We start from the raw sequence: 19471 nt of genomic DNA, 5'->3' as shown, positions 1-19471 counted from the left end.
GCCGTTTTTACAGACCCGGCTATTCGCACCAGGGAAAGCTTTCTCGATTGATCTCCTGATTCAAATATATTTCACCACGATTTTATTTGCTCTTCCTGTTATTTGCCAGGCCGAGCGTTTGCATCCACTTCCATTGTTCACATCGCCACGATGATAAAAGAGATACCACTCATTGTTAAACTCAATTGCTGAAACATGGTTAGGTGACTGTGGAGAATCAGGCGCAAGGACTCCTTTTAATTCTGCATACTGGGGCAATGGAGAATCGGCCATCCAATATTTTGTTTCTTTACCAACCCGGGCATTGAAATAGTATATACCGTTACGTTTAAATACATGAACCGCTTCGTTAACATCTTCTTTAGTCAACCGAACCCATGGCCCTTCTAATTCCACCATATTGTCTTTTAGTTTAGCACCCATCATAAAACGACCTGGTTCACCAATATCTACCCAATGATCGTTGCCATAAATATATGCTTGTCCGTCGTCGTCGACGAATACTGTGGGATCAAAAATCTTTGTAATCTCCGTATTAACCGCAGATTCCCAAGGTCCAACGGGAGTGCGGCTTTTTGCCACACCGACTTCAGTTATATCGCATGGGAAATACCAATAGTACCAGCCATCTTTATAGGCAGCATCGGGCGCATTCATGTTCGAATGGGCATATTCAAACCCAGGATCCAGTTGGGGATCCAGTACCACGCCATGATTTATCCAATTTACCAAATCCGACGACTCGAGAATCTCATAATCCTTCATCGATTCATAATTAACAGCGTCGGGCTGATCGTGCGAACAATAGAGATAAACTTTGCCGTTAAATACCTCCGCAGAAGGATCGCACACATATAAAAAACCAGGCTCGCTATCCCTAAGAATTGGATTTTGAGAATAACTCAATTGTCCGATAAGTATAAAAACGACGAATATTAAAGTTTTAATTCTGGTCATGTGATGTACAATATAACAGGATGTATCCATAATAACTTTTTGTTTTAGTTAGGTTCTACGGCAAACGCTGCCTGCACCCATGGAAAAGCGATTTCATCATTCTTTTGAACCTTACCCGGAGTGCTTCTTCCGTCATTAATCTGCTTGATAAGCAACTCCTTTAATTCCTTCACTTTTTCAGGATACCTTTCTGCCAAATTTTCTTTTTCACTGATGTCGGTTTTCAGGTTGAATAAAATATTTTCAGGAAGATTTTTAGCTGAGTTGTCTGGTTTACCGGCAGCATTCGGTCGAAAAAACGACCAAGGTGTTTTCGTCGATATTTAGTTCCTTCAGCAGGTTTAAAATTCGACCTACCGCTTCATCGCCTTCGGCAATTACGGATGCTACACCCGCTCCTGCTCGTCTAAATAACTAAATTGCTTCATAAACCGCTCTTGTGGATAGTGGTTTAAATGAGCCTCGTGAAGCCATAAGTTGACAAAAAACGGCTGATCTTTATGCTTGTTTATAAACTTTTCAGCATAATCGACACCAACAGAACCAGCCTTGGGGATTTCAATGGTTCCTGATCCATTGAATGTAGCGTATTCATCATATCCGTATTGATCTTCAGTAGGCATTCCTGTATCTGAACCAAGATGCCATTTTCCAAAGTGACCTGTAACATAACCGGCCTTCTGCAATTCTAGCGGCAACGACATTCCATCCACATCCAGCCAATCGGGCATACCTCTCTTTATGTGCGCACCGACCCCCTGAAAATGCTGATGAATACATTGCCGCGCCGGAAACTGTCCGGTCATTACTGCAACCCGACTGGGAGAGCACACCGGACTATTCACTGTAAAATTGGCAAAGTCCATGCCTTGGCTTGCCATTTTATCGAGGTTTGGTGTTTTTACAAAAGAACTTCCATGACAACTAAGGTCGCCATAGCCCCAATCATCGGCAAAGATGAAGATGATATTAGGTTCACTTTTTTGCTCCTGTGCCTGTAGGCTTGTGAATGCAATTAAGGCAAGGAAAACCAATTTTATTTTAATGATTTGATTCATCTGTATTTTTGCTTTTCGTGAAGTTTTTTTGTTCCCATGGAATCGTACGATCAAACAAGGTCGTGTATTGCTGATAGTTGTTATAACTCACGGTTTCTTGTTTCCATCGCTCTAATTCGGCATCGTATTTAGCACGCATGGTTTTGAGCGTTGAAAATGATTTTGGATCTTTTGCAAGATTTTTCATCTCTAAAGGATCACTTTTCAAATTATACAATTCTTCGGTTGGCTTCATTTCTGAATCGCCATACCACCAATATGTATATTTCCAGTCTTTTGTAAGGCAAGTAAGGCTTTGAGTGGGCACAACTCCCCATGCATTGATAAATGCTAACTGTTCGTGAATATCTTTTTTAGGCTTTCTTAAAAGTGGAACCATACTTTCCCCATCCATGTTTTCAGGAATTGGCACACCTGCCAAATCGAGAATTGTTGGTGCGAAATCGATATTTCCGGTAAGCGCCGCACATGTCAGCTTTTTACCAGCACTGGCGCTTCTCGGATCGTAGATCATTAAAGGGGCACGCGATGCCTCTTCCATGGGAAGTACTTTTGAAGCATATCCGTGCGAACCACAGATATAACCATTGTCGCTCGTATAAATAATAACTGTATTGTCGGCAATCCCCTGTTTCTCCAGCTCTTCCATTATCATTCCAACCGCGACATCGATCCCATAAACAAGCTGATAATATTTAGCCATCACACCGTCGTAATCGGTATCGTAGTGCCATTCATGGAAACGTGCGTATTGCCTTCCCTGCTTGCTTTGCGCTGACATGTGTTCACCAGCTTCGCGACCAAAATTCGCTGGCTTGGTGAAGGTCTTTCCGGCATACACATCGTCAAATTTTGGATCAGGCTGTACAGGGCGGTGAGGCGCTTTGAAACTTATGGACAAACAAAAAGGTTTATTTTGCTTTACAGCCTCACGTATTACGTCCTGCCCAAATGCACCATACGACAAAGTTGAATGGGGATAATCCTCAGCATATTTAGCCATCGAGCTATTCTTCTTCGTAACATATCCAGATTGTCCCGGCGCACCTCCCCAAATATCAAAATCGTCCTCGCATAAACCCAGTTCTTCCACTTCGAAACCAAATTTCCCGGCAAAAGCAGTTAGATAACCAGCTTCCCGAAGAAGCACAGGATAGGACTTTTTCCAAACTTCCGGCTTCATATCTCCATGGTCGAAATTAGTTCCCGTTTTGTATTCGTACATCCCTGTAAAAACGGTTGCCCGACTGGCCATGCAAATCGCCGTGGTATTGTAATGTCTCGCAAAAATAATCCCTTGATTCCCTATTTTGTCCATATTGGGGGTTTTGACTTCACTGTTACCATAGCATCCAACCGATAAAACATTCTGGTCATCGGCCATCAGGTAAATAATGTTGGGCTTTTGCCCTGTGCTTTCCAGGGCAACCAGAGCCACCGGGAGGAAGGAAATTGCTAATCGCATCAAATATTTCATATCGCTCAATTTATTTGTACTTTATAAAGAAGTCTATCGTCTTTTGTATCAACCGTTGATACTGAACCTGTCAAATCTTTTTTTCTGACAGTTCCATATCCGATAGCAACAACCTCGTCAAGTCCAATCGCATCGGCAACCAGTGTTACTGAAATTGTTGATCGGTTTCCGACTTTAATTTCCTGCGAGACCATTCCCACAAAAGAGAAAACTAAAATACTTTCAACTGATACATTGGGTAATTTGTAATTACCATCAATATCGGTAGTTGTACCCGTAGTCGCACCTTTAACAACGATTGTTGCCCCTGGGAGTGGTTCTCCCGCAGAGTCGATTACTCTCCCTGTAATGTTTTGCGTTTGTGCAAAAACGGAAACAGAAATAAACCATAAAAAAATTGTAACGATTTTTTTCATAATGAAATCAATTAGGTTTGATCTTCGTTCGTAAACTCGATGAATGCTTGTTTAATTAGATGCTACCAAAACTAATCGAACACACGAATTCTCTATTTCTCAAAAAAATAAAATGCTTGCTTCAATCGAACACATGAATAGAGAAAGTATTACTACCTGTTTATAAGCTCATTAAAGCCCATCATTGCTCAAATCAAACATATTAAGCTCAACGCATTTTACTTTTAAATTTACCAAAAGAACAGTACTGGAGAGACTTCCGCCAACAACACAAAACAACGTAACCTATTAATATTTTGCTAATTAGGCCGATCGACTTTTGAGATACTAAAACGAGCGAGAAAATTTCCAATGGAGCGGCACATTCTTACGATTTGTCACGAAAAGCATACCAACACAAATTGGTTCACGAAATATTTTGGTGATTATATTACGCAATCACGTCCGGACTATAAGAAATGCAAAAAATAAATCATCGCATCCTACTTTGCGAGATTCGAAAAATAAAATTTTACTGCCAAAAGCCCTGCCGACAAAAGTGCATTTTAAAGCTTCAACCACAATGCGCATTGGGCAAAAGACTAAAAAATGCTCTTCTACTTGAATCAGTTCAAGTAGCACTAGCTCCTTTTTTGGAATTCGGAAGGAGACACGCCATGCAACTTTTTGAAAGCAGTTGATAAGTAGGATGGTGATTCTATTCCAATTTCATACATCACTTCTACGGCGTTAATATCTTTGTTCGATTTCAGCAGCTCGGCCGCTTTTTGCAAACGAAAATTCCGCAGATAAACATTCGGAACTTGCCCCGTTAGCTGCTTTAGTCTTCGGTACAGGTGTGTTGAGCTCATCCCGGCTGATTTTGCCAATTCTTCAACCCCAAAGGTTGAATCGGACATATTGGTTTCAATTAGCGCAATAATGCACTGCAAGAAATGACGGTCTCTTTCCGGCATTCCCAGATCTTCTGCGGGGATAACACGACTATTGGCGAAGTATTCAAGAATCCGTTTTTTGCTTTCAATGAGTTTCTTTACCCGAATCTCCAGGTGTTTTATCGAAAATGGTTTTTTAATGTAGTCGTCAGCTCCCAGTTCCAGTCCTTCAATCATCTTGGCATCATCATCCAAAGCTGTCAGTAAAATAACAGGAATGTGGCAGGTTTTAGGATCTGATTTTATTTTCTCACAAAGCTCATACCCACTTAGTTTTGGCATCATGACATCGGAAATAACCAAAAGAGGGTCACACTCGGCTAACTTTTTTAATCCCTCTTCTCCATCAACAGCAAGAGTAACTTTGTAGTTACTGCTAAACGCTTCGTGTAAAAATGAACGTACATCTTGTTCATCATCAATTATCAAAATAGAAGGTAGCGAACTATCTCCATCACTTTCCTGGAATTCACTCAATTCCGACGGCATCCAATCTGTAACAATCTTCCGGTGTTTGATCATATCCTCACCTGCATCTGCATCTGCCTTTGCCACAATATCGAACGGCAAATCAATTTTAAAGACCGTTTTTTCGCCCGGAATACTCTCCACCGCTATTTTGCCTTTCATCAATTCAACCAGCGATTTGCATAAAGCCAGACCAATTCCGGTTCCTCTCCAGCTTCCACGATCATCGACAGCCCGATAAAAGCGATCGAATATTTTTTCAAGTTGTGCCTGCGGAATTCCAATTCCGGTATCACTCACCTCAATATACAAAACCTCAGTATTCTCAACTTCCCGAAAACCAGCTTCAATACTAACTTCTCCATCTTGCCCGGTAAATTTAACAGCATTGGAAAACAGATTCATCAATATGCGTTCGGTACTGTCAATATCAATGGTCACCAGCCGGTTGGGAGAATTCACTTTATAAAAGAAGTTCACATTCGTTCGCTTTGCATTTTCCTCAAAAGCTTCTAATAGCGGATAAATGAAATTCCCTAAGCTTGTATTCGTATATTTCAAATCCAAGTGCCCCGTTTCGGCTTTCCGGTATGAAATAAGTTGTTCAATTAGCTTTTGAAGGCGCGAAATATTACTTTGAATGATCGAGACATATTTCTGATCCTCTTTGCGCTGATAGCGGTCAGCGATTTTCTCTAGCGGTCCGATAATTAGTGAAAGCGGCGTTTTAAAGTCGTGCGTAATATTTGTAAAGAAACGCAATTTGGCTTGATCCATTTCGTGAATCCGCTCCTTGTCCAACTGTTCGAATTTTAGGTTCTGCTTCAATTTTTCTAACCTAACTAAGTACATGAACACCCCGTAAATCACCAATAAAACGAAAGCAGCCCAAATTGTCAGACTCCACCATCGGAAATACCAGGGAGCCAACACACGGATTATCAGCTCTCCAGTGTTTGCGGTCCAAATACCATCGCCATTCGTACCTTTGTAAAGAAAGCGATAGGTTCCGGCATTCAAATTAGTATAGGTTGCTGTTGTTTTTCCGCCACCAAATTCAATCCAATTGGCATTCACTCCTTCCAACATGTACGACAAACGGTTTTTCTTAGGAGTTGAATAGTGCTGTACGACAATGTCTAGGGAAATATTTCTGTTCTGATAGTCTAGAACCAATTTCCGGGTGTCTGTAATCGAATTAGTTAAAATAACTTCCTTATTAAATTCTTCTCCGGCGACTATTTGTTGATCATTGATTTTCAATCTGGAAATCAAAACCTTAGGAAGAATCTCGTTTTTCGTAATTTGTTTCGGATTGAAAACAGTTAATCCATTCAAACCGCCCATCAGCATTAATCCGGTCTTTGTTTTAAAAAAGGACGACTGACGAAAATTATTGTTCATAATTCCATCGCTCACATCGTAAACATCGAATTTTCCTGAAACCGGATCTAAACGGCAAATCCCCATATCAGTACTCATCCATAATTTTCCGTCGTCATCTTCCAGAATCCCGTAAACAACCTCATCGGGCAAACCATCATTCTTATGGTAGGTTCTAATCTCCTTCGGATCTCCCGATTCATTCAAATCCAATTTCATCAACCCACCACCAAATGCTCCAATCCAAATCGTTTTACCCGAGCTATAATGGACACAAAAAATGAAATTATGACTGAGCCTAAGCTTATCGTCTTCTGAGTCGGAATGTAGATGATTCATGACAACAAACTTTTTATCCTGCTCTAAAACCCGATAAATTCCATTCTGTGTCCCAAACCACAAATTTCCAAAATCATCCTTTTTAAAAGCTATCACTGAATTATTTTCTCCAATATCAAAAAGACTGTCACCTACCGGAACCGGTTTATCATCTAATATCCAATTCCAAGGTTCATCGAGTAAATAAACATGCGAACCACCAATTAAAATCTGATTGGAATTAATTTGCTCGATAACGCGATTTCCCTGCGTTGTGAAAATTCCGTCGGTTGATTTTAGTTGTACTTTTCTCAACTTATCGTTGGTTTCATCATAGAAGTACAAGCCATCAAGGCATCCAATCCACCAATAGCCTTTTAAATCCTGGAAAAGCCTGACAACAACACTGTTTCTTAATTTCCCAAGCTGATTATCCTGCCTTGTAAATTGAATGCGGTGTCCTTCAGTTATATCTATTTCATTATTCGATCGACAAATTAGGTTGTCGAAAAATGAAATCCAGATATGCCCTTTTTTGTCCTCAATGATATCGTTAATCAAGTTGCTCGATAGCGATTCGTTATCATATGGGTTGTGTGTATAGTTTTGAAAAGGTTTTTGATTTTTATCGAGTTTATTCAATCCTCCTTGTGCTGTACCAATCCACAATACGCCAAATACATCTTCATAAAAGCAGTTAATCCGGTTGCTGGTTAAACCAAATACGTTTTTGGGGTCGAATTTGTAAGCTACAAAACCTTCTGTTTCATTATTATATTTCAGAATCCCATTCCGTTTGGTCCCAATCCATAAATTTTTCTCCTTGTCAAAAAATATGGTCTGCACATTGATTTGGTCTTCCTGATTCGGTTTAGAGGAATTGAAAAACAGTCGGATTGAGGTTAAGCGGTTATTTTCGAGCAGTGTTTGATAGATCCCATTATCGGTGCCTACCCAAATCGTTTGATCTGTTTTGATTAGTTTGGAGATCCCATTCCCGATATAATCGAAAGACAGTTTTCGAACTGTAAATGAATCGGGTTGACGCTCGTTCAAAGTCACCTGATAAATGCCAGACGGGCTTGCAAGCAAGAAAACAGAATCGTTATAGAACTCGATATCGACAATTTTTTCGCCCTCTAATTCTTTTTGAAAATCAAGTACCACACAGTTTTTTTCAATCTCTGTAATCTCAAGTTTAGAATTGAAAATATGCAGTTTCGAGTCTTTCCCAATCCACACTCTCCCCTGAGCATCTTCCTTCATAAAAGTTCCGTCCAGTATGCGATGGGTAAACGGAACATATTGCTCATTTCCGGTATGATAAATACACAAACCCTGATTTGTAGCAATCCACAATCTCCCGGCCGAATCATTTAAAAGATGTCTCACTTTGTTGCCGGGAATAGACTCAGCATTGTGAAAATCGTGGTAAAAATGTTCGAACGAATAACCATCATAGCGCGCTAAACCATTGGGCGTTGCAATCCACAAGTACCCGTTGTTGTCGGACGTAATGGCATGTACTGTATTTTGAAAAAAACCTTGTTCACTAACGAATTTTTCTATTTTTTGGTTTCCGGGAACGATATTGCCCACCGCGGAAGAATAAATACTATGTAATAAAATGACGATAGATAGATAGAGTTTCTTCACGCCGAAATAGTTAAGTTATTGGTTTGAAATCACACTCAATACAACCTTGAGTTTCTCAAAATTACTGTTTTTGTTTCTGCGCTGTTGAGTTAGTCCGACTTTAACTGATTTTTGTTCCATCTCCAGCGTTATTGATTTCAAACGAATTCGAAACTTGAACAGCGATCTGTACATCTCCTAGTTGATAGGAACATAAACCATTTCATGTTCAAGCATAACCAAAAGCTACGCAATCGCATTTGTGTCTTTCAATAAAAAACTTACACATCGTATTCGGGAAGCCAGTTTACTATTTCCGATTGACGTACCGCCCGATTAGCCATATGTACGGCAATGGCGCTCCGGTAGCCATCTTCAATGCCCAGCTTCAGTTCTTCGGTTCCGTTAATTGCCGCAGCGAAGTTTTTATACAACAACCATGTTGCATTATACATAAAATTATCAGACGGATAAGCGATATTTTTCTCTACTGGCTTAATGTTCCGCTTTTTGTCGTTATCAATAATTTTAATGGATGCGCCTGTTACGCTATCAATTTCTTCTTTCCAGTTTTTATCCAGGGAATCATCTTCGGGGTAAATAAAAGCCGACGACATGTTATGCGATACAAGAGTGGCTTTTTTCCCATATATTTTTAGTTGAAAGCCCTCGTACTTGTTGGTTGTTCCGGAGTGAAATCCGACTTTAGCACCGTCAGGATAGTCAAATAGCATGTGCACATTGTCGAATGTATCTCTTCCATCCTTCCAAAAATCTATTCCACCGGTTCCCATTACCTTAAGCGGATGCGATCCCAATAAATTATCGATCATATTAAACTGATGAGATCCCAATTCGGCATTCAAACCACCGGAGTATTCTTTATACATCCGCCAGTTTATTCTGCGCTCCAACTCTGCTCTGTCAACACCCGGAACCAACGATTCATCCGGCAATTTACGGCGCCAATTGTGGTTTCTGTCCCAAAGAGCATCAATACGGGTTATTTGTCCAACGTGTCCCCGATCAATCAGTTCTTTTAGGGTTTGAAACATCGGATTTAACTGGTACTGATACGATATTTGAAACAGTTTGGCAGAACTTTTTGCTTTGCGCTTGATTTCCTGACACTCCGCTATACTATAGGCTAAAGCCTTTTCGCAAAGGATGTGCAGATTACAATCGAGTGCTGCCATCGCAATACGATAATGCTCGTGAAGCGGCACTGCAATTATAATGGCATCCAGCGGTTTGTGGTCAAGAATATGTTCAAATTTCTTATAGCGTTTTACCTCGTTTTCAATCCGTTTTTCGGCAGCATCCATTCGGTAATCAAAAACATCGCAAATAGCAACAACTTTAAACTCGGGTACATTTTGCAGCACCTCCAATATTCCGTTTCCCCGTTCCCCGACTCCAATTATTCCAATTCGAAGTCGTTTGTTGTCGGGAACAAGATCCAACTTAAATTTAGATACATTCGTACACGCGTACAGCCCAACCCCCATGGCTAAAGTGGTGGAGCTTGTAACCTTTAAAAAATCTCTTCGTTTCATTTTTCTATCATCTGATTTCTCTGCCGGTGGTGATATTTACCTGTCTATGGTTTCACAAGGCGACAATCGTACCTTTTTCCATATAACAAGGGATATCAAACCATTTTCAGCGATCAAAATAGGGTAAATGCATTCTGATCACCTTATCCGCTTTCATTATTAAACATTCTATTTGAATCCGTTTCAGGACGGTATTATTTTATTCTTATTGTCCCAAGAAAAGACATTCTGAAACAACTAGTTCTCATCGTCTAATCAAGAAGATGTTGAGAGTATGCTGTTTAGAGATCCGTATAAAACGAAGTGTTTGGATTGTTGTGTCATGGTTGATTCTATTTTGGTTTATTTAGGAGATTTAAAACTACCCAAAATCTCTGAAACAGAACCTATGCAAACCAGATTTTTCATCAGCATTTTTGTTCCCCCAATGAAAAAAGCGGCATGTAACCGCAGCGTTTTTGCGGCAATAGCCGACAATCGCGTTCTTGATTAGATCCGACAATTATTATCATAATCGTCCAATTCATTGGCAAAATCACCGATAACATCAATTTAATTTCGGGTTTGTCTAATATGTTCGCTTATTTGCAGGCGAATAGAGGAACTAAAATGAGGGTGCAAAAATCATTCAGGAAAGGCTTAGCAATAGCACTGTTTATATTGCTTATTGAGCCAGCTGGGTTCTGTCAGACATGGCGTTTTGCCGTTGTTGGTGACACCCACGTAGGATCGTCGGATACGATTGCCGAAATGATTCCTTACCTACTGGCCGACAACATCGAATGCCTTCTAATTCCAGGCGATCTTGTCGAAGGTGTATTATCTGCTTCCGGTTCGGCACGGTAAGTTCCGCAAAAATTGTAAAATAAGCGACCATGAAAATTGTTCCAGCAATCGGAATTTAATTCAACAGAGAATGCGAAAGTGGTTAACTAAGATCGACCAAATTAACAGAACCGAAAGTATCATCTATTTGCTGATGTGGCTTCTCATGTTTACGGGTTCCTTGTTTTCCATCCTCAGCAACTTAGGCGAACTTCGATGGTCGCGAATCTATATTGAATGGATTCGTTTGACTCCTTTTATCATTATTTTCCTGATTAACACAACTATTCTTGCGCCTTATCTTCTGCTAAAAAAACGACTGGTATACTACCTGATCTCTGTTTCGGTGCTGGTAACTGTTATCGTTTTGCTAAGCACTCAAATGCACCTGCTTATCAGTTGGCTGTTTGACCACCCGAATGGATCGGTTTTGCCTCGTAGACCAATTAAAGCCAAAAGTGATTTGTTAGGCGAACGGCTCATCATGGCGATTCTTATTATTGGATTGAACAACACCATCAAACTTTTAATACAACGACAAAAAGAAGATAAACAACACGAGGAGCAAAAGAAGCTCCTTTTGCAAACCGAGTTATCTTTTCTGAGAAACCAAATTGGGCCTCATTTTTTCATGAATACGTTGAATAATATTCATGCTCTAATTGCGATAGATCCCGATAAAGCCGGAAGATCTGTGATCCGGCTATCTGAGTTGATGCGGCATATGCTCAACGAAGGAACCAAGGAAAAAGCAAGCATAAAAGCGGAGTTCGGGTTTCTAAATTCATATATTAACTTAATGCGGCTGCGTTGTTCAAAAAGAGTGAGGATCGACGTTGCTTTCCAAGTGGAAGACAGCGACCGGATGATTCCATCATTTTTGTTTGTATCGATCGTTGAAAATGCCTTTAAATACGGAGTGGATTATTCGAAGCCATCCTTTATTGAAATTTCGGCAACGATTGTTGATGATTATCTTATTTTTAAAAGCCGAAACAGTAAAAACATTCAAATTGAAACAGCGCAGAAAACCGGGATTGGCCTGGAAAATCTTCAAAAACAATTGCATTTACTGTACGAAACCGCTTATGATTTAAGCATTTCAGACGAGCCAGATCAATTCAATATTCAATTAAAAATCCCAATCGGTCATGATTAAGTGCATTGCTATTGATGACGAACCACTTGCCTTACAACAGTTGGAACTATACGTTGATAAAACGCCTTTCATTGAATTGGTGGGTACTTTTGAGAGTGCGCTCGAAGCCCTCGTTTTTTTGAACGACAAGGCTATTGATTTGATGTTTGTTGATATAGAAATGCCCAACCTTAACGGGATGGATTTTGTGAAATCGTTGACGAACGCTCCTAAAATTATTTTCACAACGGCTTATAGCCAATACGCTGCAGAAGGTTTTAAGGTGGAAGCGCTGGATTACCTATTGAAACCACTGGATTATGCTACTTTTTTAAAGTCGGCCAATAAAGCGAAAGCCTACTTCGAACGATTTAAAGTTGACGAGGAAAACGCTGGTTTGAACGATCGATATCTGTTTCTAAAGTCGGGATTTAAAATGGTGCGGGTAGCTGTGGATCAGATCAATTTTATTGAAGGTAAGGGTGGATATCTAAAATTTCATATTGAAGGCAGCAACCCCATAATGACTTTGTTAAGCATGAAAAGCGTAGAGGAAAAATTGTCGCCGGCAAAGTTCATGCGCGTCCATCGCTCTTACCTGGTCAACCTTCATAAAATAAGCCTAATTGAACGCGGACAGATCGTTTTTGGGAAAGTTCGCATCAACGTCAGCGAGCAATATAAAGCCAAATTTCAAGCCTATTTAGATCGTAATTCGATGAATTAGGAAGCTGCTTTTCATCGGCCTTTTCTTCTGTTTAGCAGTTCATCGCCAGAAATATAGCCATCGCCATTTAGATCAATTTTCTCGAAGTTTTCCAGCATAAGCCCCTGCGCTTCATCCCGGCTAATTCGGTTGTCGCCGTTACGATCGAAACGTTCCATCGGGGTTCCCTGTTGGTTCGTGCTTTGATTCCTAATACCTGATCTCGCGTCCTTTCCGGAACTTTTCCAACCTTTTGACTGATTGCTTTTACCCGTTGTATCTTGCTTCTGCAACATAAAACGTTGGCCATCCGGTGTAATCGTCAGAAAATCAGCAGCGATGACCACTTCGCCTTTGTATCCTAATTCGGCATAGCTCTCCTTCGTAGCACTTTCGTCTGCTTTTTGATTTCCCAAATGGGTCAGCACCATCATTTTTGGATTTGATTCCACGGCCATTTTAGCGACATCGGCTAATGATGCATGCGCTAAGACTGAGGATGAAGCTGAGTTATTCCGTTTTGCCGTGCCGGTGCCTGACGTTCGTCCTGTTGAAACCTTGCCATCAATGACCATGATGTCGGCGCCTTCCGCCAATTTTTGCAAGTCTGGCGTATAGGTCAGGTCGCCTGTAATAACAATCGACTGGCCATCAACATCAAACCGATAGGCAATGGTTTTAATGCTGTGAGGCACCTCAATGGTCGATATTTTAATGCCTTTGTATTCAAACTGCTCGCCTCCTTCCAATACTTTAACGTTGGCGTTGATGGTGTTTTCATCAAATGTACGTCCTGCACCACTCATCCGATAGTTCAAATCTTCAGCATAAAACTTAGCGACATATTGGGTCATTTCATCAATTGGCGAGGGACCCGCCACCAAAAATTCGTTGCGCGTCATCAACTTATCATGTACCAGCGAGATAAACTCATCGTTGTGGTCGATGTGGTGATGAGTGAGCAACAAGGCGTCGGGCAAATTCCGACCTGTCAAACCCAGCTTTTCCAGTTGTGTTTTTGTGCCGTTTCCCATATCTACCAAAATCGTTGTGCCTTTGTATTGTACCAGTGCCGATGGTTGCGAACGTTCAGGGTTATACACCGGACTGCCCGAACCAATTATCGTCACACTAAAGTCGACATCATCAAGTGTCAGCGTTCTATTGGGCTGACTGGTCGCGCGTACCATTGGTTCACCATTGCCGCCATTGTCGTCGTAAATATCTGTGTTCGGGTTTTTATTACCCGATATGCTCACTTGGCAGCGAAGAGTATTGGCAATGTCGTTGCCATATTTCGCTTCGTTGCCGTTAAAAAGACAATCTTTTATTTGCGTGGTGGCCACGTTATAATTGTGAATTGCGCCACCATAAAAACCGGCTATGTTGTTGGCAAAGGTACAATCGGTAATCACCGGACTTGTACCACCATATTGCGACGCCTGATCGTCGACCCATATCGCGCCACCATTGCCATGGGTTTCGTTATTAGAAAAAGAGGATTGATTAACAATCACATTCGAGCCATAATTTATAACCATTGCACCACCCCGCGAGCTCGCGGTATTGGCACTAAACGAGCAATTTTGCAGTTCGCACGAAGAACCAAAGCGAAAAGCAGCAGCTCCGCCAAGCAACGCTTTGTTTTTGACAAACTGAACATTTTCGAAATACGAAAGCACATCGGCAAAGCAAAAAACGGCACCGCCATCTTCGGCATAATTATTTGTAAATACCGTGTTTTTCACGATGGTGGAACTCTCGTTTCCCCAGCAATAGAGCCCGCCACCAAATCGATCAATCAATTTGCCATCGGCATAACCATAAGCAATTGTAAAACCATCAATAATGGAGTTTAGGCTACCTAAAACTACATGGTAACTGTTGTCTTCCATTCGACCCGCCCAGCCAATGTCGCCACTTAAAATGGTTTTGTTTCGCTCGTAATTACGCTCCGCTTTGTTTTGCTCATCTCCGGTAAATCCACCGTAAACGGCCACTCCGCTTTTCATCGCGAAACTCGCGCTACGGGTATCTTTTGTGGTGGGTTTGTATGTTCCGGCAGCAACCCACACTTCACCTCCGCCATCTGTATACGCCTTATCAATAGCATCCTGCAGCGAATTGAAAGCATTCTCCCAACTTTTCCCATTCCCGTTTTCAGAGCCCGATTTTACGTAAACAACATGCTGAGGAATCTCTGCCGTTTTGCTAAGTTTACGATCAGTGCCAAAGCCCTGGCGACCTCCTTTCCCGTTGGATCCGGGAGTTGTATTTATATTCAGGTATGCTTTTACTTTATCGGTATAAAGCCGATCAATGTCTTCGGCTGTTTGTGTTTTAATCTTCTCAGCGATCTCTAGTAATCCGGCATATTTGGCATCCAGCTTATCAATAGAATGACTGAAACCCTCAATTTCCGAATTCCAGGAATAGATCCAGTCTTCGCCCCAATTAATGATGTTATCCAGTCCGTTGGTGGTAGAATGATTGTTTTTGACAACCGAATTAATCACCAACGGCATATTTCCTCTTCCTCGCATATTGGCATTGTACGACCCCTGATACAAGCCCGCCCCTTGCGATTCGACAACATTGTTCACAATCCTGGTATCGACAATAATTGGCGACGAAGATCCATCGTTGCCAATGGCTGCGGCATCATGGGCTTTGTTGTTTTCAAAAACACAGCCGATAAGAATCGGCGAGCAGGTAAAATCGTTGTAAAGCGCTCCACCTTTAGCACCACACTCGTTTTGGGTGAATTCGCAATTGATGAGGACCGGGTTGGTTCCCATATCGTTTTGCATCGCTCCTCCCCGCATCGTGGCGTAGTTGCCTTGGAATTTTACATTGATAAACACCGGTGATGGCGAATTGTTATCCGGGCGTTCAGATGTATTGGTCATATTATAAACACCACCGCCTTTACCGGCCGAGCAATTCCGAACAACCGTATTTCGAATCGTAGCACAGGTTTTAAAGTTTAAGATCCCACCTCCCGCGTTCGTGTTCGACGATTGAGCAATGCTTCCCGGAGTGGTATGGGTTTGAGGCTTTCCGCCCTCCGGCCCTTTCCTTCCTTCACCACCAACACCCATTCTTCCGGCTCCCCGTTCTGCCATCGCATAGCCATCTTCAACAATGAAGCCATCCAGCACTGCATTGTTGGCCGTGCTTACCACATGCATCGAATTATCCGTTTTTATCGTTTTATCGCCAATGTTCCCACTAAGGATGCATGCATTTAACTCCCAGTTTCGTTGAACAAGCTCTTTTTCCGTCCCGTTAAAACCACCATAAACACTTACGTTCTCTTTCAGTCTGAAAGTAGCGGTTCTGTCATTTCCATCGGTAGGATAATAGGTGTGTTTGGCAACCCAGATTTCATCGCCGGGTGTAGCTTTTTCGATCGCTTTCTGCAAATCGGTGTAGGCATTCGGCCACGAGCTTCCGTTATTGTTGCCTCGAGCACTACCATTTACATATATTCGTTCGGCTTGCAATTGAGTGCTTATGCACAGAATCGCACCAATTATCAGCTGTATTCTTTTCATTCGTTTATAGCTTGAATCAACATTGAAAAATCAGTTGAAATTAAAATCATAGTAAATGAACAACAACCAACGCTCAATCAGAAATACAATTTATGTTCTGAAGGATTTTAAGCACGAATTCGCCATTTTCAGGCACGAATGAAAACAATCTTGCAGGTCGCATTCAGCAATCGGAATATCTAACTCCGGTTGAGTTCCGGTTGGACTTTTACCGAACCGAAAGATCCGCTAAAAGTTACTTTCTTCGGCCATTTTCACGACACCGACGGTTAGAATCAAATTAGCGAAACGACGCTGTTCGCCTGTTTGTATGATTAATGTGGTGGCAGGTTCTCTGATTTTGTCGTAGAAAGCCCAGCGTTCCATCTCGTCCCAGGTTACGTCGCCCAATAATTGTTTATAAGCATCATGGATCTCTGCGTTTGCTTCAGCAGGCTTTTCCATGACAATTGCACCTTGAACAGGACAGACTTCCAGAATGCCTTCAAGCACGGTGAGAGCGTCCAGTAGTCCCGGACGAAAGTTGAGATGTACGGTGGTAGAGTTCGGGCCGGTCATAGCACCGACTGGTAAATTTCCGTCTGCAATGACGACTTGTGCAAAATGGCCTGAACGTGCAAGCACTTCCATAATTGTTGGGTGTATTACCGGAGTCTTTAGCATAAATTTATCTTTTAAACAATTAAATACAGAAACACAGGGAGCTAAATAGCACCTTGTGTTTTCAGTTTCATAACGATCAATTATCGTTGGTTTAGCGTTTATTCACATCCAATTTAACGAGGAGCTACATATTATAAACTCCGCCGTTGATGTCGAGTGTAGCACCTGTAATAAAGCCGTCGTATTCAGAAGCCAGATATAAAACCGCTCGCGCTACATCGTCGGCATTGCCTGCTCGCTGAATTGGAATACCGGCGATTGTTGCATCCGCTGATTCTTTTGTTGTATGAGTGTTGTGAAATGAAGTACCAAGAATGAGTCCCGGAGCTACGGCGTTGACTCGTGTACCCTGAGGCCCCAATTCGGCAGATAGTGCTCGTGTGAATGTTAGAATAGCTCCCTTGCTGGCAGAATAAGCCAGCGACCCTGGGTGCCCCCCTTTACGCCCGGCAAGCGATGCCAAATTAACAATACTGCTATTTTCATTTTTTACCAGAAAAGGAGTTGCGGCTCGCGTGACAAACATCATCGAGGTAAGGTTGATGTCCATTACCTTATACCAGAATGCAGCATCGATTTCGCTCAGCATTTTACGCGCAACCAACGAACCTGCGTTATTGATCAGGATATCCAGGCTCCCCAAAGCTTCAACCGCTTTTCCGACCATTGCATTCGCATCGGATTCTTTTGTCAGATCCCCACTTATAGCGACCGCTTTTTGTCCTTTGGCAGTTGCGTATTCAATCAATTGGTTAGCGGTATCAGCACTGGAAAAATAATGGATGGCAACATTGGCTCCACTAGCAATAAAATGTCTGGTAATTGCCTCACCAATTCCCTGAGCACCTGCGGTTATAAGAACATTCTTTCCGGTTAGTTTATTATTTTCCATGGTAGTACTGTATTAAAAGAGTTGCTAATCGTTAACTTCAAAATTACCATTTCGCCTGTCATTAATTCCATTTTTTCAAGGCAAATGCAAACCCCTCGGCAATAAAAATCGACAGAAATTCGAAAACCTGTTTTCCTGGCTCACCAATAGTTCGTTTTCACGGTTTTTTCAGAGGCGGGATAACGCCAGTCTTATACTATAACCAGTTTTGGCTGAAACTAAAAAGACACAGCTCATCAAATCGCGAAAGCTATAAATATACGTATTCCACTGCAATTAAACACTTTAATCAGCTTAAAGTCCCACGCGCTATTGCCCAGCATAAGTGTGCGCGTGTAGCGATTTAATTCCGTCCAAAAAGCTATCGATGTGATCGAAGCTCAATAAAGGCTGGTTTTTTTTTACATCAAACCACAACCAGTCCGGAGGAGGTGGCTGTCAACCTGGAGTTGAAAGTCTTGGTCATTTTACATCAAACCACAACACGAAGGAACATCTGTTAGAGTATGACGAAGTTGAAAGTCTTGGTCATTTTACATCAAACCACAACTGAAGAGCATGGATATGTAATTGGTATAATGTTGAAAGTCTTGGTCATTTTACATCAAACCACAACTCGACAAACTCGGGGATGATCGAGTCCTTGTTGAAAGTCTTGGTCATTTTACATCAAACCACAACTTTGGGATGAACCAAATGTTGACCACAAAGTTGAAAGTCTTGGTCATTTTACATCAAACCACAACCACACCCGATACTCCCCGTGATTGGAGGCAGTTGAAAGTCTTGGTCATTTTACATCAAACCACAACCCCTTCACGCCCAGAGCGCCCTCTCGTTTCGTTGAAAGTCTTGGTCATTTTACATCAAACCACAACGCTTGTCAAGCTCATTGTAGTCTTCGTAAAGTTGAAAGTCTTGGTCATTTTACATCAAACCACAACTATAGGAACGCGCGAAAACATGCTGCTGGAGTTGAAAGTCTTGGTCATTTTACATCAAACCACAACTGAATTTGCTAAATCTAATACATCATCTTGGTTGAAAGTCTTGGTCATTTTACATCAAACCACAACTGTAAAGTTAAAGCAGGACGAAGAACGAAGTTGAAAGTCTTGGTCATTTTACATCAAACCACAACGGCATTGAATCCTGACCATTTCCCGTTATCGTTGAAAGTCTTGGTCATTTTACATCAAACCACAACATAATCTTTGGGGGTATTCAGAAACAAAGTGTTGAAAGTCTTGGTCATTTTACATCAAACCACAACGTGATTGATACATACAGCAATTTACTGGTTGTTGAAAGTCTTGGTCATTTTACATCAAACCACAACTTATAATTACTCTTTTGTTTTTAAAATGTTGTTGAAAGTCTTGGTCATTTTACATCAAACCACAACGCGCGGCGTTTACTCCCATTAAGCCTTTTGGTTGAAAGTCTTGGTCATTTTACATCAAACCACAACAGGAACAAAAGCATAA

General features: G+C 41.5%; 13 protein-coding genes and 1 CRISPR repeat array. Of the genes, 3 read left to right on the top strand and 10 right to left on the bottom strand.

The genetic code is table 11. The annotated features are described in order from the left end of the window. Positions 1–60 precede the first annotated feature (60 nt). From ABZD21_RS01195 to ABZD21_RS01165, 7 genes are all read right to left on the bottom strand, one after another. Entirely contained in the window at positions 61–957 is an 897-nt protein-coding gene (locus ABZD21_RS01195) for a family 43 glycosylhydrolase (protein WP_372772242.1), read from the bottom strand. Positions 958–1001: 44 nt separating this feature from the next. Beyond that, on the bottom strand, positions 1002–1154 hold the full coding sequence (locus ABZD21_RS01190) for a hypothetical protein (RefSeq protein ID WP_372772240.1): 153 nt from the start codon (positions 1152–1154) through the stop codon (positions 1002–1004). Between the two features lie 189 nt (positions 1155–1343). After that, the gene (locus ABZD21_RS01185) at positions 1344–2015 is read right to left on the bottom strand and encodes a sulfatase (RefSeq protein ID WP_372772239.1); all 672 of its coding nucleotides are present in this window, start codon (positions 2013–2015) and stop codon (positions 1344–1346) included. After that, complete coding sequence (locus ABZD21_RS01180) at positions 1999–3492, bottom strand: sulfatase (RefSeq protein WP_372772237.1); 1494 nt, start codon at positions 3490–3492, stop codon at positions 1999–2001. The genes ABZD21_RS01185 and ABZD21_RS01180 overlap by 17 nt, the downstream gene beginning before the upstream one ends. Before the next feature lie 5 nt (positions 3493–3497). Then, positions 3498–3908, bottom strand: a complete 411-nt coding sequence (locus ABZD21_RS01175; protein WP_372772235.1) for a carboxypeptidase-like regulatory domain-containing protein — start codon at positions 3906–3908, stop codon at positions 3498–3500. Positions 3909–4528: 620 nt separating this feature from the next. Continuing rightward, positions 4529–8668, bottom strand: coding sequence for a two-component regulator propeller domain-containing protein (locus ABZD21_RS01170; protein WP_372772233.1), 4140 nt, complete (start codon positions 8666–8668; stop codon positions 4529–4531). Between the two features lie 260 nt (positions 8669–8928). Further along, a complete protein-coding gene (locus tag ABZD21_RS01165; RefSeq protein WP_372772231.1) occupies positions 8929–10203 on the bottom strand; it encodes a Gfo/Idh/MocA family protein in 1275 nt (424 codons plus the stop codon). Positions 10204–10812: 609 nt separating this feature from the next. Here ABZD21_RS01165 and ABZD21_RS01160 point away from each other — a divergent pair. The 3 genes from ABZD21_RS01160 (at position 10813) to ABZD21_RS01150 (ending at position 12893) form a co-directional block, all read left to right on the top strand. Further along, on the top strand, positions 10813–11049 hold the full coding sequence (locus ABZD21_RS01160; RefSeq protein WP_372772229.1) for a hypothetical protein: 237 nt from the start codon (positions 10813–10815) through the stop codon (positions 11047–11049). A 70-nt stretch (positions 11050–11119) separates the two neighbouring features. After that, positions 11120–12187 carry a sensor histidine kinase gene (locus ABZD21_RS01155; RefSeq protein WP_372772228.1) on the top strand — a complete coding sequence of 356 codons (1068 nt, stop codon included), beginning with the start codon at positions 11120–11122 and terminating at the stop codon, positions 12185–12187. Beyond that, positions 12180–12893, top strand: a complete 714-nt coding sequence (locus ABZD21_RS01150; protein WP_372772226.1) for a LytR/AlgR family response regulator transcription factor — start codon at positions 12180–12182, stop codon at positions 12891–12893. The genes ABZD21_RS01155 and ABZD21_RS01150 overlap by 8 nt, the downstream gene beginning before the upstream one ends. Positions 12894–12904: 11 nt before the next feature. Here the strand turns inward: ABZD21_RS01150 and ABZD21_RS01145 are convergent, their stop codons facing one another. The 3 genes from ABZD21_RS01145 to ABZD21_RS01135 all read right to left on the bottom strand — a co-directional run bounded on the left by ABZD21_RS01145 (position 12905) and on the right by ABZD21_RS01135 (position 17984). Continuing rightward, complete coding sequence (locus ABZD21_RS01145; protein WP_372772225.1) at positions 12905–16429, bottom strand: MBL fold metallo-hydrolase; 3525 nt, start codon at positions 16427–16429, stop codon at positions 12905–12907. 228 nt (positions 16430–16657) lie between these two features. Next, positions 16658–17092, bottom strand: a complete 435-nt coding sequence (locus ABZD21_RS01140; RefSeq protein ID WP_372772224.1) for an RbsD/FucU domain-containing protein — start codon at positions 17090–17092, stop codon at positions 16658–16660. A gap of 124 nt (positions 17093–17216) precedes the next feature. Next, positions 17217–17984, bottom strand: a complete 768-nt coding sequence (locus ABZD21_RS01135) for an SDR family NAD(P)-dependent oxidoreductase (protein ID WP_372772222.1) — start codon at positions 17982–17984, stop codon at positions 17217–17219. Between the two features lie 382 nt (positions 17985–18366). Then, positions 18367–19455: a CRISPR direct-repeat array (repeat unit 36 nt; unit sequence GTTGAAAGTCTTGGTCATTTTACATCAAACCACAAC). Positions 19456–19471 lie beyond the last annotated feature (16 nt).

It is taken from the genome of Mangrovibacterium sp. (assembly GCF_041596335.1).
Lineage (GTDB): Bacteria > Bacteroidota > Bacteroidia > Bacteroidales > Prolixibacteraceae > Mangrovibacterium.
This window is presented reverse-complemented; position numbering and strand designations above follow the sequence as displayed.

Coding starts and splice junctions, on each gene's coding strand:
- ABZD21_RS01195 (WP_372772242.1), bottom strand. CDS start 957: ATGACCAGAATTAAAACTTTAATATTCGTCGTTTTTATACTTATCGGA.
- ABZD21_RS01185 (WP_372772239.1), bottom strand. CDS start 2,015: ATGAATCAAATCATTAAAATAAAATTGGTTTTCCTTGCCTTAATTGCA.
- ABZD21_RS01180 (WP_372772237.1), bottom strand. CDS start 3,492: ATGAAATATTTGATGCGATTAGCAATTTCCTTCCTCCCGGTGGCTCTG.
- ABZD21_RS01175 (WP_372772235.1), bottom strand. CDS start 3,908: ATGAAAAAAATCGTTACAATTTTTTTATGGTTTATTTCTGTTTCCGTT.
- ABZD21_RS01165 (WP_372772231.1), bottom strand. CDS start 10,203: ATGAAACGAAGAGATTTTTTAAAGGTTACAAGCTCCACCACTTTAGCC.
- ABZD21_RS01160 (WP_372772229.1), top strand. CDS start 10,813: ATGAGGGTGCAAAAATCATTCAGGAAAGGCTTAGCAATAGCACTGTTT.
- ABZD21_RS01155 (WP_372772228.1), top strand. CDS start 11,120: ATGCGAAAGTGGTTAACTAAGATCGACCAAATTAACAGAACCGAAAGT.
- ABZD21_RS01150 (WP_372772226.1), top strand. CDS start 12,180: ATGATTAAGTGCATTGCTATTGATGACGAACCACTTGCCTTACAACAG.
- ABZD21_RS01145 (WP_372772225.1), bottom strand. CDS start 16,429: ATGAAAAGAATACAGCTGATAATTGGTGCGATTCTGTGCATAAGCACT.
- ABZD21_RS01140 (WP_372772224.1), bottom strand. CDS start 17,092: ATGCTAAAGACTCCGGTAATACACCCAACAATTATGGAAGTGCTTGCA.
- ABZD21_RS01135 (WP_372772222.1), bottom strand. CDS start 17,984: ATGGAAAATAATAAACTAACCGGAAAGAATGTTCTTATAACCGCAGGT.